At 68.8% G+C, this 22147-nt stretch carries 25 protein-coding genes; 8 read left to right on the top strand and 17 right to left on the bottom strand.

The window, feature by feature from the left end; translation table 11 throughout:
• Positions 1-11: 11 nt before the first annotated feature.
• The 6 genes from sigJ to ACFXKA_RS08165 all read right to left on the bottom strand — a co-directional run bounded on the left by sigJ (position 12) and on the right by ACFXKA_RS08165 (position 5071).
• The gene (sigJ, locus tag ACFXKA_RS08190) at positions 12-920 is read right to left on the bottom strand and encodes an RNA polymerase sigma factor SigJ (protein WP_379426606.1); all 909 of its coding nucleotides are present in this window, start codon (positions 918-920) and stop codon (positions 12-14) included.
• Entirely contained in the window at positions 917-1240 is a 324-nt protein-coding gene (locus ACFXKA_RS08185; protein WP_379426605.1) for a hypothetical protein, read from the bottom strand. Before ACFXKA_RS08185 ends, sigJ begins: the two co-directional genes overlap by 4 nt.
• An 81-nt stretch (positions 1241-1321) precedes the next feature.
• Positions 1322-2152, bottom strand: a complete 831-nt coding sequence (locus ACFXKA_RS08180) for an SDR family NAD(P)-dependent oxidoreductase (RefSeq protein ID WP_379426631.1) — start codon at positions 2150-2152, stop codon at positions 1322-1324.
• 216 nt (positions 2153-2368) lie between these two features.
• Positions 2369-2782 carry a secondary thiamine-phosphate synthase enzyme YjbQ gene (locus ACFXKA_RS08175; RefSeq protein ID WP_379380195.1) on the bottom strand — a complete coding sequence of 138 codons (414 nt, stop codon included), beginning with the start codon at positions 2780-2782 and terminating at the stop codon, positions 2369-2371.
• 133 nt (positions 2783-2915) lie between these two features.
• Positions 2916-3827 (bottom strand): NAD-dependent epimerase/dehydratase family protein, encoded by a 912-nt coding sequence (locus ACFXKA_RS08170; protein ID WP_379426604.1) that lies wholly within the window; start codon positions 3825-3827, stop codon positions 2916-2918.
• 734 nt (positions 3828-4561) lie between these two features.
• Positions 4562-5071: a hypothetical protein gene (locus ACFXKA_RS08165; protein ID WP_354833275.1), complete on the bottom strand. Its 510-nt coding sequence runs from the start codon at positions 5069-5071 to the stop codon at positions 4562-4564.
• Between the two features lie 390 nt (positions 5072-5461).
• On the opposite strand from ACFXKA_RS08165, the gene ACFXKA_RS08160 reads away from it, so the two are divergent.
• Both ACFXKA_RS08160 and ACFXKA_RS08155 read left to right on the top strand, forming a co-directional pair.
• Complete coding sequence (locus ACFXKA_RS08160; RefSeq protein ID WP_379426603.1) at positions 5462-6463, top strand: AraC family transcriptional regulator; 1002 nt, start codon at positions 5462-5464, stop codon at positions 6461-6463.
• Between the two features lie 462 nt (positions 6464-6925).
• Complete coding sequence (locus ACFXKA_RS08155) at positions 6926-7339, top strand: hypothetical protein (protein WP_379426602.1); 414 nt, start codon at positions 6926-6928, stop codon at positions 7337-7339.
• A gap of 90 nt (positions 7340-7429) precedes the next feature.
• On the opposite strand, the gene ACFXKA_RS08150 is transcribed toward ACFXKA_RS08155, so the two are convergent.
• Positions 7430-7732, bottom strand: coding sequence for a DUF1775 domain-containing protein (locus ACFXKA_RS08150; RefSeq protein ID WP_379426601.1), 303 nt, complete (start codon positions 7730-7732; stop codon positions 7430-7432).
• Between the two features lie 304 nt (positions 7733-8036).
• Here ACFXKA_RS08150 and ACFXKA_RS08145 point away from each other — a divergent pair, with 304 nt between their 5' ends.
• On the top strand, positions 8037-8693 hold the full coding sequence (locus ACFXKA_RS08145) for a YcnI family protein (protein ID WP_379426600.1): 657 nt from the start codon (positions 8037-8039) through the stop codon (positions 8691-8693).
• A 75-nt stretch (positions 8694-8768) separates the two neighbouring features.
• On the opposite strand, the gene ACFXKA_RS08140 is transcribed toward ACFXKA_RS08145, so the two are convergent.
• From ACFXKA_RS08140 to ACFXKA_RS08120, 5 genes are all read right to left on the bottom strand, one after another.
• Positions 8769-8927 (bottom strand): hypothetical protein, encoded by a 159-nt coding sequence (locus ACFXKA_RS08140; RefSeq protein WP_379426599.1) that lies wholly within the window; start codon positions 8925-8927, stop codon positions 8769-8771.
• 37 nt (positions 8928-8964) lie between these two features.
• A complete protein-coding gene (locus ACFXKA_RS08135; RefSeq protein ID WP_354833258.1) occupies positions 8965-9642 on the bottom strand; it encodes an MspA family porin in 678 nt (225 codons plus the stop codon).
• Between the two features lie 65 nt (positions 9643-9707).
• Positions 9708-10382 (bottom strand): MspA family porin, encoded by a 675-nt coding sequence (locus ACFXKA_RS08130; RefSeq protein WP_379426598.1) that lies wholly within the window; start codon positions 10380-10382, stop codon positions 9708-9710.
• 102 nt (positions 10383-10484) lie between these two features.
• A complete protein-coding gene (locus ACFXKA_RS08125; protein ID WP_379426597.1) occupies positions 10485-12131 on the bottom strand; it encodes an AMP-binding protein in 1647 nt (548 codons plus the stop codon).
• Positions 12128-13795, bottom strand: coding sequence for a CoA transferase (locus ACFXKA_RS08120; protein WP_379426596.1), 1668 nt, complete (start codon positions 13793-13795; stop codon positions 12128-12130). The genes ACFXKA_RS08125 and ACFXKA_RS08120 overlap by 4 nt, the downstream gene beginning before the upstream one ends.
• A gap of 55 nt (positions 13796-13850) precedes the next feature.
• Between ACFXKA_RS08120 and ACFXKA_RS08115 the strand changes: the two genes are divergently transcribed.
• The 4 genes from ACFXKA_RS08115 (at position 13851) to ACFXKA_RS08100 (ending at position 17662) form a co-directional block, all read left to right on the top strand.
• On the top strand, positions 13851-15062 hold the full coding sequence (locus ACFXKA_RS08115; RefSeq protein ID WP_379426595.1) for an acyl-CoA dehydrogenase family protein: 1212 nt from the start codon (positions 13851-13853) through the stop codon (positions 15060-15062).
• Between the two features lie 349 nt (positions 15063-15411).
• The gene (locus ACFXKA_RS08110; RefSeq protein ID WP_379426594.1) at positions 15412-16053 is read left to right on the top strand and encodes a metal ABC transporter ATP-binding protein; all 642 of its coding nucleotides are present in this window, start codon (positions 15412-15414) and stop codon (positions 16051-16053) included.
• Positions 16050-16928, top strand: a complete 879-nt coding sequence (locus tag ACFXKA_RS08105) for a metal ABC transporter permease (RefSeq protein WP_354833247.1) — start codon at positions 16050-16052, stop codon at positions 16926-16928. The genes ACFXKA_RS08110 and ACFXKA_RS08105 overlap by 4 nt, the downstream gene beginning before the upstream one ends.
• On the top strand, positions 16871-17662 hold the full coding sequence (locus ACFXKA_RS08100; RefSeq protein WP_379426593.1) for an ABC transporter substrate-binding protein: 792 nt from the start codon (positions 16871-16873) through the stop codon (positions 17660-17662). The genes ACFXKA_RS08105 and ACFXKA_RS08100 overlap by 58 nt, the downstream gene beginning before the upstream one ends.
• Positions 17663-17696: 34 nt before the next feature.
• Here the strand turns inward: ACFXKA_RS08100 and ACFXKA_RS08095 are convergent, their stop codons facing one another.
• Entirely contained in the window at positions 17697-17882 is a 186-nt protein-coding gene (locus ACFXKA_RS08095) for a hypothetical protein (RefSeq protein ID WP_379426592.1), read from the bottom strand.
• A gap of 38 nt (positions 17883-17920) precedes the next feature.
• Positions 17921-19129: an MFS transporter gene (locus ACFXKA_RS08090; protein ID WP_379426591.1), complete on the bottom strand. Its 1209-nt coding sequence runs from the start codon at positions 19127-19129 to the stop codon at positions 17921-17923.
• A gap of 111 nt (positions 19130-19240) precedes the next feature.
• On the opposite strand from ACFXKA_RS08090, the gene ACFXKA_RS08085 reads away from it, so the two are divergent.
• Complete coding sequence (locus ACFXKA_RS08085) at positions 19241-19480, top strand: zf-HC2 domain-containing protein (RefSeq protein WP_379426590.1); 240 nt, start codon at positions 19241-19243, stop codon at positions 19478-19480.
• Here ACFXKA_RS08085 and ACFXKA_RS08080 read toward each other — a convergent pair.
• From ACFXKA_RS08080 to ACFXKA_RS08070, 3 genes are all read right to left on the bottom strand, one after another.
• Positions 19464-20009, bottom strand: coding sequence for a sigma-70 family RNA polymerase sigma factor (locus ACFXKA_RS08080; RefSeq protein WP_354833237.1), 546 nt, complete (start codon positions 20007-20009; stop codon positions 19464-19466). The genes ACFXKA_RS08085 and ACFXKA_RS08080 overlap by 17 nt on opposite strands.
• 228 nt (positions 20010-20237) lie before the next feature.
• Positions 20238-20810 (bottom strand): hypothetical protein, encoded by a 573-nt coding sequence (locus ACFXKA_RS08075; RefSeq protein WP_379426589.1) that lies wholly within the window; start codon positions 20808-20810, stop codon positions 20238-20240.
• A gap of 183 nt (positions 20811-20993) precedes the next feature.
• Positions 20994-22115, bottom strand: coding sequence for a HoxN/HupN/NixA family nickel/cobalt transporter (locus ACFXKA_RS08070; RefSeq protein ID WP_354833233.1), 1122 nt, complete (start codon positions 22113-22115; stop codon positions 20994-20996).
• Between the last annotated feature and the right edge of the window lie 32 nt (positions 22116-22147).

The following is a 22147-nucleotide window of genomic DNA, read 5'->3' as shown; positions in this document are numbered from 1 at the left end:
GCGACGGCTCGCTACAGCGGGCGGCGGGCGATCGTGCGCGCGATCGAGAGGGCGGCGAGCTTGTCCGGGTTGCGGATACCGTAACCGTTGACGATCCTGTCGCCGGCCAGCTCGAGGAAGAGGACCGCTTCGAGGCGGTCGCCGGTGTAGATGGCCACCGCGGGCTCGCTGTTGCAGGTCACCGGCTCGATCCGGATGTCCGGTCTGCGCAGCATCGAGCCGAACAGGGCCATGAGCGTCGTGGCCACCCGCGATGCGCCCGTCATCACCTGACTCACCGCAGTGGCCTTGCCGCCGTTGTCGGTGGTCCAGGTGACATCCGGTGCGAGCATCGACAGCAGGCCCTCCATGTCACCGGTCGTCGCCGCCGTCATGAACAGTTCGGTGAGCTCGGCGGTGCGCGCGGCGTCGACGGGCCCGAACCGGTTGCGCCGCGCCTGCACATACCGGCGGGCCCGGTAGGACATCTGCCGCACCGCGGCGATGGATTTGCCTACCGCCGCGGCGATGTCGTCGTAGTCGAAGCCGAACACTTCGTGCAGGACGAACACCGCTCGTTCGTCAGGGCTCAGCGTTTCCAGCAACACCAGCATCCCCATCGACACCGATTCGGCCAGCACGACATCGGTCGCGGCGTCCTGTCCCGTCACCAGCAATGGCTCGGGCAGCCATGGGCCGACATAGTCCTCGCGACGCCGGATGCCGGCCCGCCGCGTGTTCAGCGCCTGCCGGGTCACCAATTGCGCCAGAAAAGATTTGGTGTCCCGTACCGTCGCGAGATCCACCCGCGCCCACCGCAGATAGCTGTCCTGCAGCACATCATCGGATTCTGTTACCGAGCCGAGGATTTCGTAGGCGATCGTGAACAGCAGCGGCCGCAACAGGGTGAATCGCTCGGCATGCTCGTCGGTGGTGCTCACGGGTTCGTCACCACTTCGACACCGCTCACCGGATGTTCGAGCCGCCTGCCGCCCTTGGCCCAGAACAACATGCCGGGCTTGCGTGCTTCCCATCGGATTCCCGACACCGTCCATTTGGTGGCCGTCTCCTTGATCGGCGCGCCGATACGGCCGCCGAGGTATGCGTTCACTGCGGTGTCGTCCTTGCGGGCGAACTGCACGATGCCGGCACAGCTGCTGTTGTGCTCACTCATGTCCTCGGGACACCGCCCGCCACCTCGACATAACAACACGTGATGCAGGTCACCACGCCAGGCACGGTCGTGATTCACGATGGTCACGAATGGCGAAACCCCCTCCCAACTCGAGAAGCGCTCTCGATTCGGCTGGGGGCGTGGCCTTTCCGCAGGCAGGTCGACGAATCAGGCTGCGGGCGTGTGACCTTGCGCCTCGATCGCGATCTTTTGCCAGTCGGCCCAGGTCGCGAGCCGGTCGGCGTAGACCTGCGGAACGATCTCGTTGCCCTGCGCCCCGAAGAACACCCGCAGCGGTGGGTTGTCGCTGTCGACGATCTCGAGCAGTGCCCGCCCCGCAGCGGCCGGGTCACCCTGGTCGAGCGTTTGGGCGTAGGCGGCGAAAGCCGCACGGAGATCGGCATACTGTGGGTCGATCTCGGCGTGGACGGCGCCGGCCGCCCCCTCGGTCGCGTACGAGCTCGGTTCGACCACGGTCACCTTGATGCCGAAGCCCGCAACCTCCTGCGCGAGAGACTCGCTCAGACCTTCCAGCGCCCATTTCGACGCATGGTAGGCGCCACCGAGCGGCCACGCGGCCACGCCGCCGACCGAGGAGATCTGAACAATGTGCCCGCCACCCTGCTCGCGCAGCTGCGGCAGCACCGCCTGAACAACCCAGACCGCACCGAACAGGTTGGTCTCCAACTGATCTCGCAACTGTTGCTCGCTCAGCTCCTCCACAGCACCCAGTACGCCGTAACCCGCATTGTTCACGATGACGTCGAGACGACCGAAGTGTTCTCCGGCGCGCTCCACGGTCGCGAACACCGCCGACCTATCGGTCACGTCCAGCTGTAGCGGAAGCATCGCGTCACCGTAGGTGGCGGCCAATCCGGCAAGGTGTTCGGCGTTTCGTGCGGTCGCGGCGACCTTGTCGCCGCGGGACAGGGCGGCCTCGACGAAGTTGCGGCCCAGCCCACGGGAGGAGCCGGTGACAAACCAGACCTTGCTCATGATGATTTCCGTTCTTCTGCAGGAGCAATCACGGCGGTGCGGGCGTTCGCACCGCTGATGTTCCGTGCTGCGCACCGAACGAACACAAGACACCGACGGCCCCGTCCCTGTAACAGAACAGCGATGTGACCCGGCACACCCTGTCGGCTCAGAAGTAGCACCGCGCAGAGCGCCCGCGACATCGCCATGCGTGGTCTTACGGCCGAATGGTGCTTCGTTTCAGCCCGCCAGGAACGACAACCGCACGTGCCGCACCGGGTTGTCGACATTGAGATCCACGATGGCGACCGATTGCCAAGTCCCCAGCGCCATTTCGCCGCGCAACACCGGAATGCTGGCGTAGGGCGCAATCAGCGCGGGCATGACATGTGAGCGTCCGTGTCCGCGTGAGCCGTGTGCGTGCCGCCAGCGATCGTCGGCGGGCAGCAGGTCCTGCAGAGCGGCGAGCAGGTCATCGTCGCTGCCCGCGCCGAGTTCGATCAGTGCGATGCCCGCGGTTGCGTGCGGCACGAATACATGAAGTAACCCGTCAGATTCCGTCGCCGTTTCACGCAGAAAAGCTGCACACTGCGATGTGAGGTCGTGGACAACCTCGCGACGGCCCGTCTCCACCTCGATCAGTCTGCTCTCCATGGGCACCATCGTCCTCCAGCTGTGCCATCTCATGAGATAGGCGTCCCCGACACCCAGGTGAAGGCGTGGCCCTCTCCGCCCGAATCGACTTGATGTCGCCGTCAAAGCCGGGCTTTTCACTCACCGGCGGAGTTCAGGATTCTTCCAGAAACGCTCGCGATTCATCGCGAACGATGTCATCGATATCGGAATATGTTGGCTTCCAGCCGATTTCGGTCATCGCCTTGGTCGGGTCGTTGATCAATACCGCAGGTTCCGCTGCCTCCGAACGATGCTGGAGCGCAACAGGTCGGCCGGTTACCCGTTCCACCGCGGCAACCACGTCGAGCACACTCGTACCCCGTCCACTGCCGATGTTGTAGCGGGTAGCGGTGCCAACGGGCGGGAGGTGCTCGATACATGCCACGAAGGCCCGGGCCGCATCCATGACGTGCAGGTAATCACGAACGGCGGTGCCGTCACCGTTGACGATCAACGCCGAATGCCCGGATGCGGCAGTCAGCGCACGCGGTATCAGCCGACTCGAATCCCCGTCCGCACCGCCCGCGATATTCGACAGTCGGACAATGACTGCCGCCAGCGCCTTGCTACTGGCGACGGCCTCGATGGCCAGCTCGGCGGCAAGCTTGCTGCCGGCGTATGGGTGAGGCGGCGCATCACCGATGTCCTCGGTCATCGGCTGCACATCCGGCGTGCCATAGACGGCCCCGGTCGAAGCAAAAACGATCCCGCGGACCCCCGCGTCGACCATGGCTTCGAGCACCGAGAGCGTTCCGGCGGTATTCACGCGGAAATAGCGCAATGGTTCGTCGACCGACTCGCGGGCTCGGGTCAACCCGGCGAGGTGACAGATCGCGTCTACGCCGTCTACCGCGTCGCGAACCGCCTTGTCGTCGAGCAAATCAGCCACCCGAACATCGGCTGCGCCCGGAATCGCCGACCCATGAGCGCGAACCATCGCGACGGGCTCGTGCCCCACAGAGTGAAGGGCTTCGACCACAGCACGACCGAGGTAACCATTCGCTCCGGTGACAAGTACGCGCACACGGCCATCATGTCATCACGGAAGCGACAGGCCGCGATGTCGCACGGCCACAGCATGATCGGGTGGAGTGCTATTCCGGGACGGTGAAGGCTTCGGTGATGCCGCCGTCGAGTGGGAGTGCGGCGGTCAGAACGGCAGGAACGGCCGGTGACAGTGTGGGCCGATGGTGGTGCAGGCACAGCTGTTGGCAACGGCTACCGACATTGGCAGCCTCGTAGCGGGCTGCGGGAACGCAATGAGCCGCCTTCCCCGGGCCACCCGCTGCGGCCGGTCGCCACCGAACAACCCACCTGCAGGGGACCCAGCTGCCGGCCGTAGCGGGACTACCGGTGAACGCACTCTCCGATCACGCCGCGCGGTCTTCGACGACCAGTATTCGGCGACGATGAAAGCTGTTCTGTGGCAGTTGTTCCGGCTCACTGCGCCGCTCGCGGACAGTCCCTGCCATTCCGATGCCAGCGGCGGCCGTCCGGTGCGGCGTGGCGTGGCAGTCAGAGCCGAGGGTCCGGCGTGGACAGCCGCCGACTGGCGTTCCCGGGTTCGCCCGTGCGCCGGGTGGGCGGCCCTAGCCTGGACACTCGTGCCGGTCGGCACCGGGAATGCCCCTTGCAGTGGGGGTTTCGGCTGTGGCGCTATGGTTCGCGCCGGGCGTCGGTGGGGTCGCGCGGCACGGCCCGGCCGCCATCGCACCGTTGCGCCGGTCGGGGTACAACCCCCGCTGGCGGGCCGCCGGGTCAGAGGTGGCGGAAGATCCAGCGAGCGCGTGGCTCGTCGCCGATGGTCCCGAGCAGTGCGACGGGTGTGGTGGAGGTGGTGTCGCCGTACAGGGTTCGGCTGGGGTCGGAGGCGAGGCTGACGCGACGGTTGCCGTTGGTCTCGCTCACGTACCACAGGCCGGTATCGGCGACGCCGCACACGTTCTGGCCGACGGAGTAGGTCAGCGAGTCGAGCCGAACGGGTTGCAGGCACAGCCTGGTCGAGGAGTTGAGGAGCTGGAACACCGGCCCGGCGGGTCGGTACCCGATCAGGACCGGCTCCCACCGGTTGGTGTCCGCGCCCTCGTCCGCACTCGTTCGCACATCGGCGATGTCGGCCGCGGTGACGACGGGCCGCAGTGTGTAGGCGGGCTGGGCCTCGAGGAAGATCCGGTACCCGCCCGACCGGAGCGGTGCGGCGGCGGCGGGTGTGGCCGCTGCGGCGAACAGGACGTGGGCCACGATCACGAGGACTGCGCGGGCGGACATGACACTGGGGTCCTTTCACGGAAGGCAGGGCGGAAGGTCGAATCATGCTGTGCACAGGGAGAATTCACAGAAGGTGGCGTGCCCGGTCGGAAGACACGAGCACGCCACCCCACGTATTCGTGGCCGGACCCGCTTCAGAGCGCCCGATATGCGCCGAGCAGGCGGAGCGTCCGGAATTGGCAGCGAGAGCCGGTGGGACGGCACCGTGAGCCGACAATGCCCCGTTTGCCTGCCGGTTTTCGGCGTGATGGGAGGAATATCCGAGATTCAGGAGGTGCCGACGATTAGCCATTCACGTGTTTAAGCTTCCGGCTCACGGGTGCCCGACGGCGCGCACCTCGATGGTGGCGGGGCGCGGAATTGCGTACGGAACGGGGTGGGAGCTGACTGATGAGCGTGGTGTTCGACACGGCCACCCTGCCGCCGAGAGATCGCCTCCCCGCCCTCATAGCGACGCTCGAGCAAACAACACTTCGGGCGGATCGGAAACTCGAACTCACGCCCGGGCAGGATGCGGTGTCGGCGCGGCTGGAGACGTGGCAGGTCGGGCCCGTGGCCCTGCTGCGGGCGAATATGCCGGGCATGTCGACCACCCGCAGCGCCGCGCATGTGCGTGCCTCCCCGACTTCGATGCTCACGGTGTCACTGCTGCCGTCGCGTACCGGTCGCCGCGAACACGAGCACCGCCGATACGTGGCGCGGCCGGGGGCGTGCGAGGTGTTCGACTACTCGCGGCCACTCCGATTCGATTGGTCCGGGCAGGATTCCCCGATCGGGATGTTCCTCGACGCCGACGACCTCGACCTACCCGGCGATACCATCGCCGCCGCGACCGGACACCTGCACACCAGTCCCCTGCACTCACTCCTCACCACGCAACTGGCGTCCATGATCGACCATGCCGATGGCCTCACCGGCGATCCCGCCGCCGAGCAACTCGGCCATGCGTGCATCGAACTGATTCGCGCGGTGCTGATCTCGGCCGCCGAGCACGGACCCTGCGACGGCACCGCGGTCCCCGCCCACCTGCTGATGCGTCAGATCCTGGACTTCACCCGCCGCCGCGCCACCGACCCCGACCTGCACGTGCCGACCATCGCGGCGGCACACCACATTTCGGTGCGCCGCCTCTACCGCTTGTGTGCCGAGGCCGGGATCAGCCTCGAACAACGCCTCATCGCCGCCCGCCTCGACCACGCCCGCCACCTGCTCTCCGCCCCCGCCGCACATCAACGCTCCATCGCCGCCATCGCCCACGCCAGCGGATTCCGCGACCCCACCCACTTCACCCGCCGTTTCCGCCAACGCTACGGCCTGACCCCCGGCCAATGGCGCGCCGAACACAAAGTCCCCCGGGCTAGCGGGTTGCCACCCACCACCGCGGGGGCCTGAACCTCCCGGCAGACCATCAAGATCAGGGAGTTCTCACCGTGGAAGCATGTCCGGTTTCCCTCACTGAGAGCTCCCCGATCTTGATTGCCGGAGTTGGCGGGGCGACCGCTCTGCCGATCACCGAATACTGCCCGGGCCGGTCAGTGACCGGAATACCCTCTGAGCCAGGACGACTCCGCCAGACGCGGGCGGCGTGATCGTCGATTTCTGAAATCGGATGTCGCCAGCGCGGCTGACCGGCGGGGCGCAGTGTCGGTCGGGCGACCAGTTATTTCCGGTGAATGTCCCAAAAGTTCGTCACGGTTGGTTTGCTATCCGCTATCCTCACTCCCGAGGCACCGCTGGAGTCCGAAAATTTGTGCAGGCCAACGGTATTGAAATCGGCATGCGGGCCGACGGATCGGCTGGTTGCCGCGTCGTCGGTGCTTCGTGTGGTAGCCGTCCGGACAGCAAGGAAACACCGTGCACGCACGCTCCCTCGTCACCGCACTCGGCGCGCTCGCCGTCACCACCGTGCTGGCCACCGGCACCGCGGACGCGACCGCCACGCTCACCGTCGATACCGCCCGAGAAGCCAATGGCAATGCCGTGATCGGCGTCACCTACCAGTGCACCTCCGGTCTCGGCGCGGAACTGTCGGTGACGGTCCGCGCCACCCCCTACCTCGGCTCGGGGGTCAACGGCAGCTCCCTCGCCCCGGTCAACTGCATCGGCCAGCCCCAGCAGACGACGGTGACGGTGAATCCCGTCCAGCTGTTCGGCGAGTCGGCCAAGTTCCAATCCGGATCCCTCACCGACGTGACGGTCACCGTACTCGACCTCACCCTGAATTCGCCTGTCACCACCACGAAGCGCCGCTTCGATCACCTCGGCTGACGAAACCTCCGGCGGTACTTCACCGTTGGCTGAGGTCGTGCCGGTGTTCGGTGATGAACACAGGCACGACCGGTGATAGGCGGGGGGTTGTCAGGCGTGGCGGCGGGTCGCGAAGGCGGCGCCGCCGAGTGCTCCTGCGGCCAGGGCGATTCCGATGCCGCCGAGCCAGCGGGCGGTGGTGTCGTGGTCGGCGGTCGCCGCGGTGGCCGGCTTGTGGCCGGAGCCCTTCGGCGCGAGATCCAGTGTGGGGAGCGGGCGTTCGGGTTCGGCGCCGTCCGGGTTATCGGCCTGATCCCATTTCACGACCTCGCCGTCGGAGTAGGTCTGGGTGGCCGGGAAGGTGAGGTGGTAGGCCACACAGAATTCCGGCCAGGCTGCCACGTATTCGGTCACGCGACGGAGCGTCGGCACAGGCGAGCACAACCATCGTCGACAACCTTCACAGACAAGCCAGAGCGGAATGGATTCGCGAAGACCATAACCGCTCCCCCGGAATTCTCGAAATCCCTTCCGCGCCTCGAAATCAACTCGACCACAAGGCCAATTCTCTTCTGAACGGAAGAGATTCGGGCGACCGAACCGAGCCGCTTCGACACCGGTCAGCGAGTTATAGATATCGGCTCTGAACAGGTGGCATAGTCTACGGAGAACACGAGGTTGTCTCCGATCCCGTTCAGACGAAGGAGTGACCGTTTCGATGAAGAATTCATGGATGTATCGAGCCGGGTTCACCGGCGTCGCCGCGGCCGCGGCCGTCGTGATCGCGGCCGCACCCGCGGGTGCCCATGTCAGCGTCTCCGGGCCCGATGCCGCCCGGGGCGGTTCGGCCGTATTGACGTTCCGGGTGCCGAACGAGTCGGCCACCGGCAGCCCGACCACTGCGCTGACCGTGCAATTCCCGGCGTTGACGGAGGTGAACACCCAGGCGACGCCGGGCTGGCGCGCGGAGGTCTCGCGCGACGCCGACCACAAGGTCACCGGCATCACCTGGACCGCGGACGCGGGCGGCGGCATCGGCCCCGGACAGTTCGGGTCCTTCGCCGTGCTGGCCGACGGCCTGCCCGATACCGATTCGATCACCATGCCTGCCACCCAGACCTATGCGGATGGTCAGGTCGTGAAGTGGGACCAGACCTCGTCGGGTGGCTCCGAGCCCGAGAATCCGGCTCCGGTACTGCAATTGGCTCCGAAGCAGTCCGGGACGGCCGGTCACGGCGATATCAAGACCGCGATGCCGCAGTCCCAGTCGGAGAAGGACACGACGGCCCGCTGGCTCGGCAGCATCGGCATCGTGCTGGGCGCACTGGGCCTGCTCGGCGCCCTCGGACTCGGATTCGCCCGCCGCAAGTCCTGACGCATTACCCCACCCCGCACCGCGGCCGACCGGTATGCCCCGACCCGGGCAGGTACCCGTCGGCCGCGTGTCTTCTCAATGGCTGTGGCCGTGACGGGCCGTCGTCGTCGGAGCCGGCGGTCCGGACTGGCCTGGAGCAGCCCACGTGCCGACCGCCCAGGCCACACCGAACACGACCGCGAGCACGAGCAGGAATACGGCGATCCTGGGTATGACGCCGAACCGTGTACTCATCACCGATTCCTCTCTGGCAGTCCCCGGGTCCGCTCGGTTACCCGAGGCTGAAGGGCTGTCCCCAGAGCGTGACCCAGGTCTTGACGTTATCGGTCTCCACTTCGACGTTCACGAACGAGCGCGCCTGGGCGTAGCCGCCGCAGCCCGACAGGCCGATGGTCTCATCGGACCAGCTGACGCCGCCGTTCGGACCGTGGAAGTCATTGCGCCAGCGGTGGGTCTCGCGGCCGAAGTCGTCGGGCTGTTCCAGATCCAGCAGGTGGAAGGCCTGCGCCTGACCCGGGCCGAGGCTCAGGTTACCGCCGCCGTTGACGCCCGCCTGCGGGGTGACATTGCCCTGGTTGTCCCAGCTGGCCCCGACACTCGGGCCGCCGTTCACGCCGCCGCCGTCGATGGCGACCTGGCAGCCGACGACATATCCGGGGTCGATGCGGCCGCCCTTGGCGGTGGTTCCGGACAGCTGCACCGAGACGGCGCCGGATGCCCAAGCGTTGCGGTGTACGGGTGTCGCGCCCATCGACGGGCTGATGGTGGCGGATTCGCCGGTCAGCGTGACATCGATGACGGTGCCGTCGGACAGGGTCTGGGTCAGGTGACCGCCGGGCAGCGGCACGAAGGTGTCGGCGTGAGCCGCCCCGGCGGCGGACAGGCCCAGGGCGACGGTGGCGGCCGCGCCGATTCCGGCCAGCCGGGCCGCGGTCTTACGGAACTGCATGATGGTTCCCTCTGGGTATCGAATTCGCTGATGCGAGAGGTGAATTGGCGATGTCGGCCGCGGCGTCAGCCGATGCTGAACGGCTGCCCGTAGAGGGTGGTCTTGGAGTAGTGGTCGCCGATGATCTCGACCACGGTGTAGGCCCGCGCCTGGGCGTAGCCCGCGCAGCCCTGGATCTGGATTTCGGCGTCCCGGTACTCCACCGAGTAGGTGCCCGCCTTCAGAATGTCCTTGTAGTCGATCTGCACGAATTGCACTTGGCCGGGGCCGAGATTCACGCCGATGGACCCGCCGAGGCTGCCGCCGTTGAGGCTGAGCGAGCCCGAGATCCCGGCCGAGACGGCATCCTCCCCAATGCTCACCTGGCAGCCGACGATGTAGCCGGTGCTGACCTGCGAGGCGCCGTGTGTGGAGGAGTTGTTGGAGCCGGCCTGGTTCACCGGGCCGTTGTTGGGGCCGACGGTGCCGTCCGGCGTATCGGTGACATCGGCGGTCGCGATGCCGGAAACCCAGACCACCCGGCCCGCGCCATTGGCAGCCAAAGACGGTGAGACCACGGCGTGTTCGCCGGTGCGGGTGACCGTGACGTCCGGCGCGGCCTTCTGCCCGTCCGGCAGGGGCACGAAGGTGTCGGCATTGGCCGCGCCGGTGGAGAGCAGGCCGATGGCCACGGCCGCCGCTGCCCCGGCGCCCGCGACACGGGCACCGCGACGCACGGCGGAATTCTGGATTTCCCTCACGAATGGTCCTTCATCAACTCTGGCTTGCGTTTCCGGACAGTTGGTCGGATGCGACCGCCTCCGGTTCCCGGCCGCCACGTGAGGTGGATCACCGAATTGATTTCAGGCAGAAGGGTTTTCGTTGGATTCCACCATCCGGCGCAGGGCACGGCGGTCGACCTTCCCCGCCGGGCCCAGTGGCAGCGCGGGCAATGCGAGCAGGCGCTCGGGGAACTTGCGCGGTTCCAGGCCGTGCTCGGCGAGATGCTCGGTGAGATCGCGCAGGGTGAGCGCGACTGTGGCAGCGACGCAGGCGCACAACCGTTCCCCGTACAGCGGATCCGGCACCGCCACACACGCCACATCGGTGATGGCCGGATGAGTGAGGAGTAGCGATTCCACCTCGGCCGGGCTGATATTGAGCCCGCCCCGGATGACGACGTCCTTGCTGCGGCCCACGATCGTCAGGTATCCGTCCGGATCGAGGACGCCGAGGTCCCCGGTCCGGGTCCAGCCGTCGGGGGTGCGCAGCGTGCGATCCAGTTCGGCGTCGTCGACGTAGCACATCGGCGACATCGGCCCGCGGGACACGATCTCCCCTACCGATCCGGGTGGCAGGCTGGTGAATTCCCGGTCCACGACCCGGATTTCGGCGACGGCCGGATCGGGACGGCCCGCCGTGGTGGCATGTTCGGGCGGATCGTCGAGGGCGGTGTGGCAGGAGACGCCGTCGGCGGATCCGTAGAGGTTGATCACCGGGCAGCCCAGCACCTCGCGACCGCGCAGGGCGGTCGGCGTGTCGAGGGCGGAGCCACCGACCACCACCGCCCGCAGGCTCGACAGGTCGGCGGTGGCGATGGCCGGATCATCGAGCAGCATCCGCAGCATGGTCGGCACGCCGAGCAGATGTGTGGGAGCGGCCCTTTCGATCATGGCGAGCGTCGCGGCGGCCTCGAACCTGGGCTGCAACACCAGCGTCGCCCCCAGGGTGGCCAGGGTGACCGACGTACCGCTGGATCCGAACGCCGAGGCGAGCGGAACCAGGAACATATTGCGCATGGCGGCCGGGTCCTCGTGCAGCGCGGCCAGCATGGCCCCGCGCCCGCCCGCCAGCGCATTGTGCGAGTAGAGCACCATTTTCGGCTCGGCCTCCGAACCGGAAGTGACCAGAATCCGGGCCGGGCCGTCGGGATCCACGGTCCGGGCATGGAATTCGCACGCGTCCGTGGCGAGCAGGGCGTGCACAGGCACGCAGCCGCGCGCGACGTGCCGCCCGACGGCGACGACCGCGCGGAGTGCGGGCAGCTCGGCCGCCATTTCGCGGATGCGTGCGGCGCAGGGGAAGCCATTGTGTTCGGCCAGGGTGATGACGGCGACGGCTTCGGAGCGTCGCAGCAGGCTCGCCGCTTCCCGGCCGCCGCGTCCCACCGGGAACGGCAGCGCGACCGCCCCCAGCGCAGCGATGGCCAGGTCCGCGGCACAGGCCAGGCGGCCGTTCGGAAGCTGCACGGCGACCACGTCTTCGGCGGTCACGCCGAGCCCGGACAGCCCGGCCGCCAGCCGCCGGGCCTGTTCATCGAGTTCGCCGTAGGTGACGGTGCCGTCGGCGTCGATCACAGCGGGCTTGTCCGGATGCTGTGCGCACCGCGCAGCGTAGAGCGTGTAGATGTCACGGCCGGGGTAGTACCCGGCTCGCGCCCAGGAATTCCGGAGCTCGGCGGGCACCAGGTCCGAATACCAATGCGCGACAGCTCTTTCGGTGCCGCTCACGAGATTCGCCACGGGGTGTTCAGGGCCGGGCAGCCGAATTCGTCGCGGCCGATCACCGCGGCGAAGCGCGCATCGGTGAGCAGGTCACCCAGATCGGTGGCCACCTCCACGGCCCCGGTCGTCCATCCGTCCCCGTCGGGAATCGGCTGCCGATCCGCCGTCTGCGGACGGACACCGCAGCGGCGCAGCGTATTCGAGGCGCTCAGCAGGCTGCTCTCGACCGCGGCACCGGTGCGGTCGCGCTGCCGCAGCAGCAGTCCGGCGACGGCGGCCTCCGCTCCGAGGATGCCGCCCAGCACATCGAGCAGGGTCATCAGCGAGGGCGCTGCCGGCGCACACGGCGGGCCGACCAGTTCCGCGAGGCCGGTGCGGGCCTGAACCATGAAGTCGGTGCCGGGCGGCAGGTCGCCGAGGTCGAGACCGGACCAGCCGGAGGTGTAGACGTGAACGACGCCGGGTGGCATGTCGGTGGCCGAGAGCTCCAGCACCTCGGCCTTGCCGGGAGCCCAATTGTGCAGGAAGACATCGGATTCAGCGGCCAGAGCCCGCAGGCGCTTCCGGTCGGAGGTGGATTTGATGTCGAATTCGGCCGCCCGTTTGCGCCGGTTGAGGGCCAGCCAGCGCGACGACAGATCGCCGCTGCACGGCGGCATCTCGCGCAGCGGGTCACCGCCCGGCGGTTCGATGCGGGTCACGTCGGCTCCGAGCAGGCGCAGCAGGTGCGCGGCCAGCGGCGCTTGCACCCGGCGGCCCGCTTCCAGGACTACGAGGCCGCTCAGCGGAGTTTCGAGGGTGCCGCGACATCGATCCGGCTGGGCGAGCGGCGAATTCGGGACCGGCAGCACCGTCCACGGCGCGGGCAGCGACCGGGGGGACGGCGTACCGGACTCCGCCGCGCTGTACAGGCGGCACACCTGGACCCCGGAGTGCGCGGCAGCCACCCGGATCTGGTCGAAGGTGTGCGCGCGGGTGGTGTCGTGCAGGTTCCCGGCGAGCGGCGCGGTCGCCGTGGCGTAGCGGAATTGGAAGGGGCGCCAGCCCTTTCGCCAGGCACTGGGTTCCGCGCCCAGCTCGGTCCAGAACGCACCCCATGGCTCCGGCTGCAGCGACTCGATTTCGAATCGGATGCCGTCGGCGCTGGTGAACGGCGGGCCGCCCGGGGCGAGATCCACGGCTTCGGGATCGTCGGCGCCGGCCGCGGCCAGGTACTGGGAGATCGACAGCAGGGCGGCCTCGGCGACGCTGGTCTCGACCCGGGCGAAGCCGCCGGGCGCGGTCAGCAGACTGGCCAGCAACGCGGTGCCGGCGAGGGCTCCGGCGGCGGTCTCGCAGTAGTCGACCGACAATCCCCGGGGGCGGCCTGCGCGGCGGCCGTTCACGTGCATGACACCGCAGATCGCCTGCACAGCAGTCTCATTCGTGAGCGCCGGTTCGGTGACCGGACCCGCCCAATCCACCGTCAACGCACGCCGGGCGCCGTCCGGGAGAGCCAGGTGCGCCGTCGCCGCCACACCGCGAGGCAGATCGCCGACGGTGACGGCCGCGCCGAGCGCGTCGAGATGGATGCGCAGCACCTCGGCCGCCGCGCCGGACCCGCTGACGGTCGCGGTCGCGCCCGCGAGCAAGGGGGCGACCGCCGGGATGGTTGCGTGTGTGTGCGACATTGCGCGCCTTCCGCCGGATTCGGGTGTGCAGTCAACGAGTCGGCCGGAAGGGCGAATGAGTTCCGACAAATGGTTCGATCGGGATATGTCGCCCGAATCACCCCCTGTGTCCGCCCCGTCCGCGACCCTGCCGAGCCGGATCCGGGAATTCGTTGACTCCCAGGTCATTCCACTCGAGGACGCGCTCGACGCCGATGACGCCGCGGCCTGGGCCACACTGCGCGAGCAAGCCATTGCCGCCGGACTTTGGGCGCTGCCCCTGCCAGGGGAGCACGGCGGTGGAGGCGTCCCGCTGGCGGACTACCTCGCGCTCGCGGAGCTGGAGGGCCGCAGCGATCACGGGCCCGAGGCGCTCGGCTCCTCGGCCCTGCTCACCGTCCGCATGCTGGGCGCGCACGCGCATCCAGAGCTGCGCGCGAGCCTGCTCCCGGAGCTGGTGGCCGGAAGCGCCAAGGCGGCGTATGCCATGACCGAGCCCGGGGTGGCCGGATCCGACCCGAGCGGACTGCGCACCACCGCCGTCCGCGACGGTTCCGGTGAATGGATCGTGACCGGCCGCAAATGGTTCATCACGGCCGCCGCCCGCGCCGACTGGGTACTCGTCGTCGCCCGCACCGGCGTGGATCTGCCCACCCGGCAAGCGTTCTCGATCCTGGCCGTACCGACCACCGCCGCGCGGTTCCGGGTGATCCGCGAGGTCGACGTGCTCGGTGCGGGCGGCCAGCACGAGATCGAATTCGACCGGGTCCGCGTGCCCGGCACGCACCTGCTGGGCACGGTCGGCGCGGGGATGACGCTGGCGGCCGAACGGCTCGCGCTCGGGCGCACCCTGCGCGCGCTGCGCTGGATCGGCCAGGCCCAGCGCGCCGTGGAACAACTCGCCCGCCGCGCGAGCGAACGCCGGCTCGGCGACGGCGTGCTCGCCGATCGGCAACTGATACAGCAGCTGCTGTTCGAGTCCGAACTACAACTCCGCTCGGCACGGCTGCTCGCCGCCGAGGCCGCCCGCCCGGTGGCCGCCGACGCCCCCGCTCAGATCGAGGTCGGCCTGGCCAAGACCGCCGCCGCCCGCGCCCTCGGCACCGCGGTGGATGCCGCCATCCAGGTCTACGGCGCCGAGGGTCTCACCGCCGCAACGGGTCTCCCCCGCCTGCTGCGCACCGCCCGCGCCGCCCGCATCCTCGACGGCCCCGACGAATTCCACATCACCGCCACCGGCCGCCGCCTCCTGCGCGACTACGGCCAGGGTCGACCGCCCGCCAACTGACGCCCGTCCCGCCCCACCTGGCCACCCGGGCGGCGGGTCAGCGGTCGCCGAACGCCGCCAACCGGCAGCTACGGCGATCGTCGGCTCGTGACACTCGTCCGCTGGCACGAGAGCCGTTCATACGACGAAGTCGCCTCTGCCCCAGCTGATTCAGGCTGAGTTCATCGCAACCCGTTGTGCCGACCCGAGGGTTGGATCACGGATCGAGCCACATCGGCCTGGCCCGGTTCGTCCGCGAGAGGCGGGCGGCGGCGGACGGCGACCTCGAAACCCCGGGAACCGAATCGATTCGCGGCACGACTTGTGGATCGACGACGAGCGGGAGCTGAGGGTGCGAGCAGGATCGAGGGTGGAGCTGACCGGGGTGTGCTGTGCGCACGACCGGCGGCCGGTCGTGCGAGAGGTCGATCTGGTGGTCGAACCCTGTGAGCGGGTCGCGCTCACCGGTACCAACGGGTCCGGGAAGACGACACTGCTGCGTGCGCTGCTGGGGCTGCACCCGGTGTCGTCGGGTGTCATTGCCGTGGACGGGGATCGGGCGCGGTCGGCACGGGATTGGGATCGCCGGCGGAAGGTCGCGGCGTGGATTCCGCAGCGGCAGTCCTCCGGCCGGTTTCCACTGCTGGCGCGCGAATTACTCGTCAGCAGTGGCGATCTCGGCGCGGCGCTGGAGGCCGGGCAGCGGCTCGGCGTGGCGGAGGTCGCGGACCGGCCGCTGGACACGCTGTCGGGCGGTCAGTTGCAGCGCATGTATCTGGCCCGGGCGTTCGGCTGCGTCGCCGCGGGCGCACGACTGCTGCTGGCGGACGAGCCCACGGCCGCACTCGATTTCGCCGGCCAGGCCGAAGCGGCCGAATTGCTGGTGGCGCTGCCCGTGACGGTGCTGGTGGTCACCCATGATCGGGCACTGGCCGACCGCTGTGATCGGGTGCTCGAGATGGCCGACGGCCGGTTGCGCGAAATTCCCGCCCGGCATGAGGAGATCGCGTGAACAGTGCGGCGAATTTCATGGACGTGTGGCAGTTGGCTCCCGTGCAACGCGGGCTGTTCGCGCTGGTGCTGGGCGCGGTCGGACTGCCGATCGTGGGCGTGGTCATCATCGGGCTGGACATCATGCCGGTCCGGTTCGCCATGATGCACGTGGCGCTGCTCGGCATCGCGGTCGGCATGCTGACCGGGCTGGACCCCATGCTCTGCGCCCTGGTGGGCTGCGGCGGATCGGGGGCGGCGCTGACGCCGCTGGCCCGCAGCCGCACCGGATTGTCCGGGGCCATGGGCCTTTTGATGAGCCTGTCCATCGCGGGCGCGCTGCTGGTGCTGTCGATCTCGGGCGTCAACGCCAATGGCGCGTTCGAACTGCTCTGGGGATCCATCCTGGCCACCCGCACACCCGATGTGGTGCTGCTCGGGGTGCTCGCCGCGGTGGTGCCGCTGCTGTTCGCGCTGCGCCGCCGCCAGATCGGACTGCTGCTGCACGACCGGGAACTGGCCGCCTGCTCGGGGGTGCGGGTGGACCGGCTCACCCTGATCCTGTTGGTGCTGGTCGCGGTCGCGGTCGCCGCCGGCATCCGGCTCACCGGCGCGCTGCTGGTGGATGCGCTGACCCTGCTGCCCGCCCTGGCCGCACGGCGGCTGGCGAATTCGCTGACCACCATGGCGATCACCGCGGTCGTGGTCGGCGTGGTGGTGAATATCGCGGGCTTCACGCTCGCGGTGGCGCTGGACCTGCCGCCCGGTCCGGTCCTGGTGCTCTTGGCGGGGGCGGTCGCCCTCGTAGTTCATGTGATACCCGATGGGAGAAGACGAGGATGGCCCTCATCCGACGAAACCGGCTCGCGCGCATCGCGATCGGTGCCGTTGCACTGATCACCGGTGCGGCCGTTGCCACCGGCTGTTCTGCGAGCAGCGACCATGACCACAACGGCCCGCATGTGGTGGCCGCGAGTTCATGGGAGGCGGCGTTCGCCAAGGCCGCCGGGGCCTCCGACGTGACGGTCATCGTGCCCGCCGCCATCAAGCATGCCCCCGATTACGATCCCAAGCCCTCGGATCTGGCCACGGTCGCCAGGGCCGACTTCGTGCTGTACGCGCCGTTCGAAGGCTTCGCGGGCAAGATCAAGGACGCGGCCGGTTCCAAAGCCAAGCTGGTCGAGGTAAATCTCGACAATGCCAAGGACACCATGGAATCCGAGGTGCGCCGCCTGGGCGACCTGTTCGGCACCCGCACCACCGCCGACAAGTGGATCGTCGATTTCGAGACCGAGTACGGCAAGCTCGCCACCGACGTCAAGACCGCCTGGCCGGGTGGGCAGCCGCCGAAGGTGGTACAGCAGGCGTTCATGGGCTTCGCCGCCCAGCTGTCCGGCGCGCAGGTGCTCGGCACCTACGGTCCAGCGCCGATCACCCCGGGCCAGGTCGCGGACCTCTCCGCCAAGAATCCGCAGTATGTGCTGGGCAATGAGCAGATGAGCACCGGTCAGGTGCTGCCCGGCTCGTCCGCCAAGCAGATCGATCTCACCAATTACCCCACGCAGGACCAGGATCTGCTCTCGGTCTACCGGGACGCCGCCATGAAGCTCACCGCGGCGATGCACGGCTGAGCGGCCGGGCCGGGCGGCGTGTCCGGCGGGGCGATCACAGTTCGGCTGGATCGACCTCGCCGGACAGGATCGCCAGCGCCAGCATGAGAAAGAAGTCGCCCCAGATCAATTCGTGGCGGGTCGCCAGACCGCGCGACAGGTCGTAGCAGCCGTTCAACAGTCGCCCGGGCGACTCACCGGTCGAATCGAGGATCGGCCCCAGCGCAGCGGCTGCGCGCATGCCCGGGAGTGTCCGGCCAATTCGATCCGTCTCCGAGGTCATCGCGCATCAGCCTCGACTCGTCGCGCGGTCCGCGCACGCCACCACCACGCCACCGCTGCCGCCGCCAGGAACGCCCACGACACCAGGGTCCACGCGGGTCCGTAGCGGCCGTCCGAGGCGTCCACGAGCGCACCGAAAACCGGTGGCCCGATGACGAATCCGGCGAAGAACCCCGCCGACACCACCGCCGAGTCAGGGCCCACATGCTCGGGCGCGGCCGTCGCGATGACGGTCATCATCGAGACTGCATTCGCCGAGACCGCACAGCAGCCGATGCCGAGCGCGCCCAGCCACACCCACCCGCTCCACCAGGTCCCGGCGAGAATTCCCAGCGCCGCGACCGCCGCGCCGCAGGCCAAGGGCCCCAGCAGCATCGCCGGGGTCGGCAATCGGGACGACCACCGGGTCCAGCCCACTCGCCCGGCGATTCCGGCGACGCCGAGCACGGCGACCAGGGCGCTCGCCGCGCCCGCGGACAGCCCCAGCTGCTTGGCGGCGTACAGCGCGATGTAGGTGTTGATCGCCGAGATTCCGGTTCCGAGCAGTACCGAGTAGCCGCACATCCAGCCTGCGGCGCCGTGTGGCCGCGCCACCACCAGTGGCGGAAAGCGCGGCGGCTGTGGATCTTTCACCACCGCGAGCGCCGCCGCTGCCGCCAGCGCCGCGATCGCCGCCGCCGTGGCCACGGCCGCACGCCAGCTCACCGCGCCCGCGATCGCCGCCAGGGGCAGCCCCGCGAGAAACGCGCCGAACTGCACGCCCGACTGCTTCCATCCCGCCACAGCACCGCGCATGGCGGCCGGAACACGGTTTGCGATCAATTGATTCGTCGCCGGGTTGGCCAGGGCCTGCCCAAGCCCGGACACCGTGATCGCCGCCACCAGCCCCTCGTAGCCCGGTGCCGCCGCGAACAGGGCGAGGGCCAGCGCGGACAGCGCGAACAGTCCGATCAGGCAGCGCCGGGCCCCCAGTGCCGCCACCATCGGACCGACCACCGGCGACAGTACCGCCGCCACCCCGAACCCGGCCGCCACCAGCAACCCCAGTTGCCCGGTGGCAATGCCGAATTCGCCGATCAGCCGGGGACCCAGCGCGCCCAGCAGGAACAGCGGCAGCATGGACAGGGCCATCGCCGTGGTCAGCAGCACCGTCAGCACCGAGCTGCGGATGGCCGTGACCCCGGGGGTTTCCGCGTGCACACTCACACCCGACAAGTCGAACGAACGGCGGCCCCGGTTCCCGCGGATTCGCCCGGGACGCGCGTCCCGGTCCGGCCCGCCGGGAACTTCCCGCCGGGCCTGCGCGACCATTGAGCCATGAGGTGCGAAACGATCCGCGAAACGCTGTCCGCGCGAATCGACGGCGAACAGGAGCCCATCGCGGCCGAATCGACCGATCGGCACCTGGACGCCTGCGCCGACTGCCGTTCCTGGTACCGGCGCGCGGAATCGCTGCGGCGGACGCTGACAGCGCACCCCGGCTCCCCGGTTCCCGAACTCACAGCCGACATCCTGCGACAACTGCCGCCGAACTCGCCGCTCAGCTCGGTTTCGTGACGATGGGCCGGTCGGGCTCCTGCCACGCCAGGACGAGCGATTCCCGGGCACGGGCCACCCGGGACCGGACGGTCCCGACCGGACAGCCGACGGCCTGGGCCGCCTCCGCATAGGACAGCCCGAGCATCTGGGTGAGCACGAACGCCTCCCGGCGGTCGTCGGGCAGGCCGCGCAAAAGGTCGGCGATGGCGAGCATTTCGGGGAAGTCGGAACTGTCGCGCTCGCAGCGTTCATCGATCGCGGTCTGCCAGTCGCCGGTGGCCTTCTTCGGGCGCACCGCGGCGCTTCGGATCCGGTCCACGACGGTGCGCCGGGCGATGGACAGCAACCAGGTTCGCGCCGAGGACCTGCCGGCGAAACCGGGCAGGCTGCGCAACGCACGGAGGTAGGTCTCCTGTGTGAGGTCGTCGGCGGATTGCACATCGGTCAGATGCGCGGTGAAACGCCAGATGTCGCGCTGGGTCCCGCGAATGAATTCTTCGAGGGCGCCGCGGTCGCCACGACCGGCGGCCAGCGCGAGCGCGGTCAACTGATCATCCGCCGAGACCGCGGGACTGTTCGGGACCGGGTTCGCCCGGACGAGGCCGCGCGCAGACGCTGGCGCGGAAGGGATTAGGTGCATTGCCAAGCCTTCGATTGCAGACGCCACAGCAATGAGACGTCGATCGGAATCGGTCGCCGCACGATCAGCGGCACACCGCGAAGGGGGCGGTCGATCAGTCACCGGCAGGCGAATTCGCCACCGGCAGTGAACTGTTCAGACCTGGAATGCACACACGGGCGGGCCGCGACGAGCCAGCACATGCCGCAGCAGGGTTTCCGACGGCTTCGGAACCCGGTGTTCCACCACCCGCCCGGACGACAGGCCGGCGGGCACACTCGGATGGAGATAGACGAGCAGCAGCGGCACGAAAAAGCGCGCGTACAGCGCGCGCAGCAGTGCGAACAAAGCCCGTTCGCCGCGCCACAGCCAGATGCCGCAGAACATCGCGGCCAGGCAATGCGCCGCGATCATCGCAGGCGTGCTCGACCCGGCGCTCGCGGCGCCGCTCATCCCCGCAATGTGGTTCATGTGGCCGCCCGACATGGGCGCGAGCCCGAACCACAGATGCAACACCAACTGCATGCCGGCCAAACCACCGACGATGGGCAGCACACCCCACTGCCGATCGGCGAAAGCCCATGCCACCGCGGCGGTCCCGGCGCAAGCCACTACCAGCGCCGAGAACGACAGCCCGTGCCCGACCACATGACCGTGCCCAGCGGCCGACACCGCGACGGCGATCACGGCGAAAATCGCCGCCCGCACGGCACGCGACACCGGGGTCACGAGTGGGTTGGTCATGGCACGGTCCATCGTCGCATCACCACGCGAACGCCTGTGCCAGAGGGCTTCTCGACCTCATGTCATCCCATGATCGCAGTGTCGGGATCGGGCACACGTCGATACGACGGCACAGGTCCCGCCCGGGTTCACCATCGCGGTGCGATCACCGCGGCCGGCAGGCCGGATTCACTCCGACGGGGCCGAGGACCAGCGCTGCTCGACCTTGGCCCAGCGCCAGTAGGCGACGGCGATGATCCAGGCCAGCACGAACAGGCCGACAATGCCGAATCCGACATTGTTCAGATTGATTCCGGCGATCCAGTCGGTGATCGGGTTGACGAAATCGGCGTCGTCGTGGAGGACGGTGATCAGTTCGATGGAGCCGACAACCAGCGCCACCGCGATCGACAGGGCGGTGATGGTGAGGTTGTAGTAGATCTTGCGGATCGGTTCGGAGAAGGCCCAGTCGTAAGCCACGTTCATGAACAGTCCGTCGAGGGTGTCCATCAGGCTCATGCCCGCGGCGAACAGCAGCGGCAGCACCACGATCGCGTACCAGGGCAGCCCGGCCGCGGCCCCGGAACCGGCGAGGGCCAGCAACGCGACCTCGGTCGCGGTGTCGAAGCCCAGCCCGAACAGCACGCCCACCGGATACACCTGCGCCGGCCGGCGCACCGCCCGCATCACCGGGCCCAGCAGCCGGGCCAGCGCACCCCGGGCCTGCAGGGCGGCCTCCAGCTCCTCGGCATCGAACTCGCCGTGCCGGCTGCGCTGGAACACCCGCCAGATCCCGATCAGCGCAACCACATTGAGCAACCCGATCAGATACAGGAACGATCCGGACGCCACCGTCGAGACGACGCCCAGGGTCTTGCGGGTCGGCGAGTCGTCGTCGACCAGCTCGCCGACCACCCGCGCCCCGGCCACCACCAGCGCCGCCAGCACGAACACGATCGTCGCGTGCCCCATGGCGAACCAGAACCCCACCGACTTGGGCCGCTGCCCATCGGCCATCAGCTTCCGGGTCGTATTGTCGATCGCCGCGATGTGGTCCGCGTCGAACGCGTGCCGCAGGCCGAAGGCGTAGGCGGTGAAACCCAATCCGACCCCGAACACCTGCGAGCCGAGCTGATAGCTGTGCGGCGCCACCGCCCCGAACAACAGCCCGAACGCCACCACATGGATGGCCGCGACCACCCCGAGCAGCACCCCCGCCTCGATCCAGTCCCGTCGCGACCAGTCGTGCAGAACATGCCGCAACCGACGGCGCACGGGGACAGCGGAATTCGAAGCAGGATCGACAGACATGCGCGCAGAGACCTTCTCGGGGAACCCGCGTC

It is taken from the genome of Nocardia sp. NPDC059228 (genome assembly GCF_042754245.1).
Classification (GTDB): domain Bacteria; phylum Actinomycetota; class Actinomycetes; order Mycobacteriales; family Mycobacteriaceae; genus Nocardia.
This window is presented reverse-complemented; position numbering and strand designations above follow the sequence as displayed.

Excerpts from the sequence above, each read along its gene's own strand:
- ACFXKA_RS08175 (WP_379380195.1), bottom strand. The coding sequence starts at position 2,782 with ATGGAGAGCAGACTGATCGAGGTGGAGACGGGCCGTCGCGAGGTTGTC.
- ACFXKA_RS08165 (WP_354833275.1), bottom strand. The coding sequence starts at position 5,071 with ATGTCCGCCCGCGCAGTCCTCGTGATCGTGGCCCACGTCCTGTTCGCC.
- ACFXKA_RS08160 (WP_379426603.1), top strand. The coding sequence starts at position 5,462 with ATGAGCGTGGTGTTCGACACGGCCACCCTGCCGCCGAGAGATCGCCTC.
- ACFXKA_RS08145 (WP_379426600.1), top strand. The coding sequence starts at position 8,037 with ATGAAGAATTCATGGATGTATCGAGCCGGGTTCACCGGCGTCGCCGCG.
- ACFXKA_RS08140 (WP_379426599.1), bottom strand. The coding sequence starts at position 8,927 with ATGAGTACACGGTTCGGCGTCATACCCAGGATCGCCGTATTCCTGCTC.
- ACFXKA_RS08135 (WP_354833258.1), bottom strand. The coding sequence starts at position 9,642 with ATGCAGTTCCGTAAGACCGCGGCCCGGCTGGCCGGAATCGGCGCGGCC.
- ACFXKA_RS08120 (WP_379426596.1), bottom strand. The coding sequence starts at position 13,795 with ATGTCGCACACACACGCAACCATCCCGGCGGTCGCCCCCTTGCTCGCG.
- ACFXKA_RS08115 (WP_379426595.1), top strand. The coding sequence starts at position 13,851 with ATGAGTTCCGACAAATGGTTCGATCGGGATATGTCGCCCGAATCACCC.
- ACFXKA_RS08100 (WP_379426593.1), top strand. The coding sequence starts at position 16,871 with ATGGCCCTCATCCGACGAAACCGGCTCGCGCGCATCGCGATCGGTGCC.
- ACFXKA_RS08095 (WP_379426592.1), bottom strand. The coding sequence starts at position 17,882 with ATGCGCGCAGCCGCTGCGCTGGGGCCGATCCTCGATTCGACCGGTGAG.
- ACFXKA_RS08085 (WP_379426590.1), top strand. The coding sequence starts at position 19,241 with ATGAGGTGCGAAACGATCCGCGAAACGCTGTCCGCGCGAATCGACGGC.
- ACFXKA_RS08070 (WP_354833233.1), bottom strand. The coding sequence starts at position 22,115 with ATGTCTGTCGATCCTGCTTCGAATTCCGCTGTCCCCGTGCGCCGTCGG.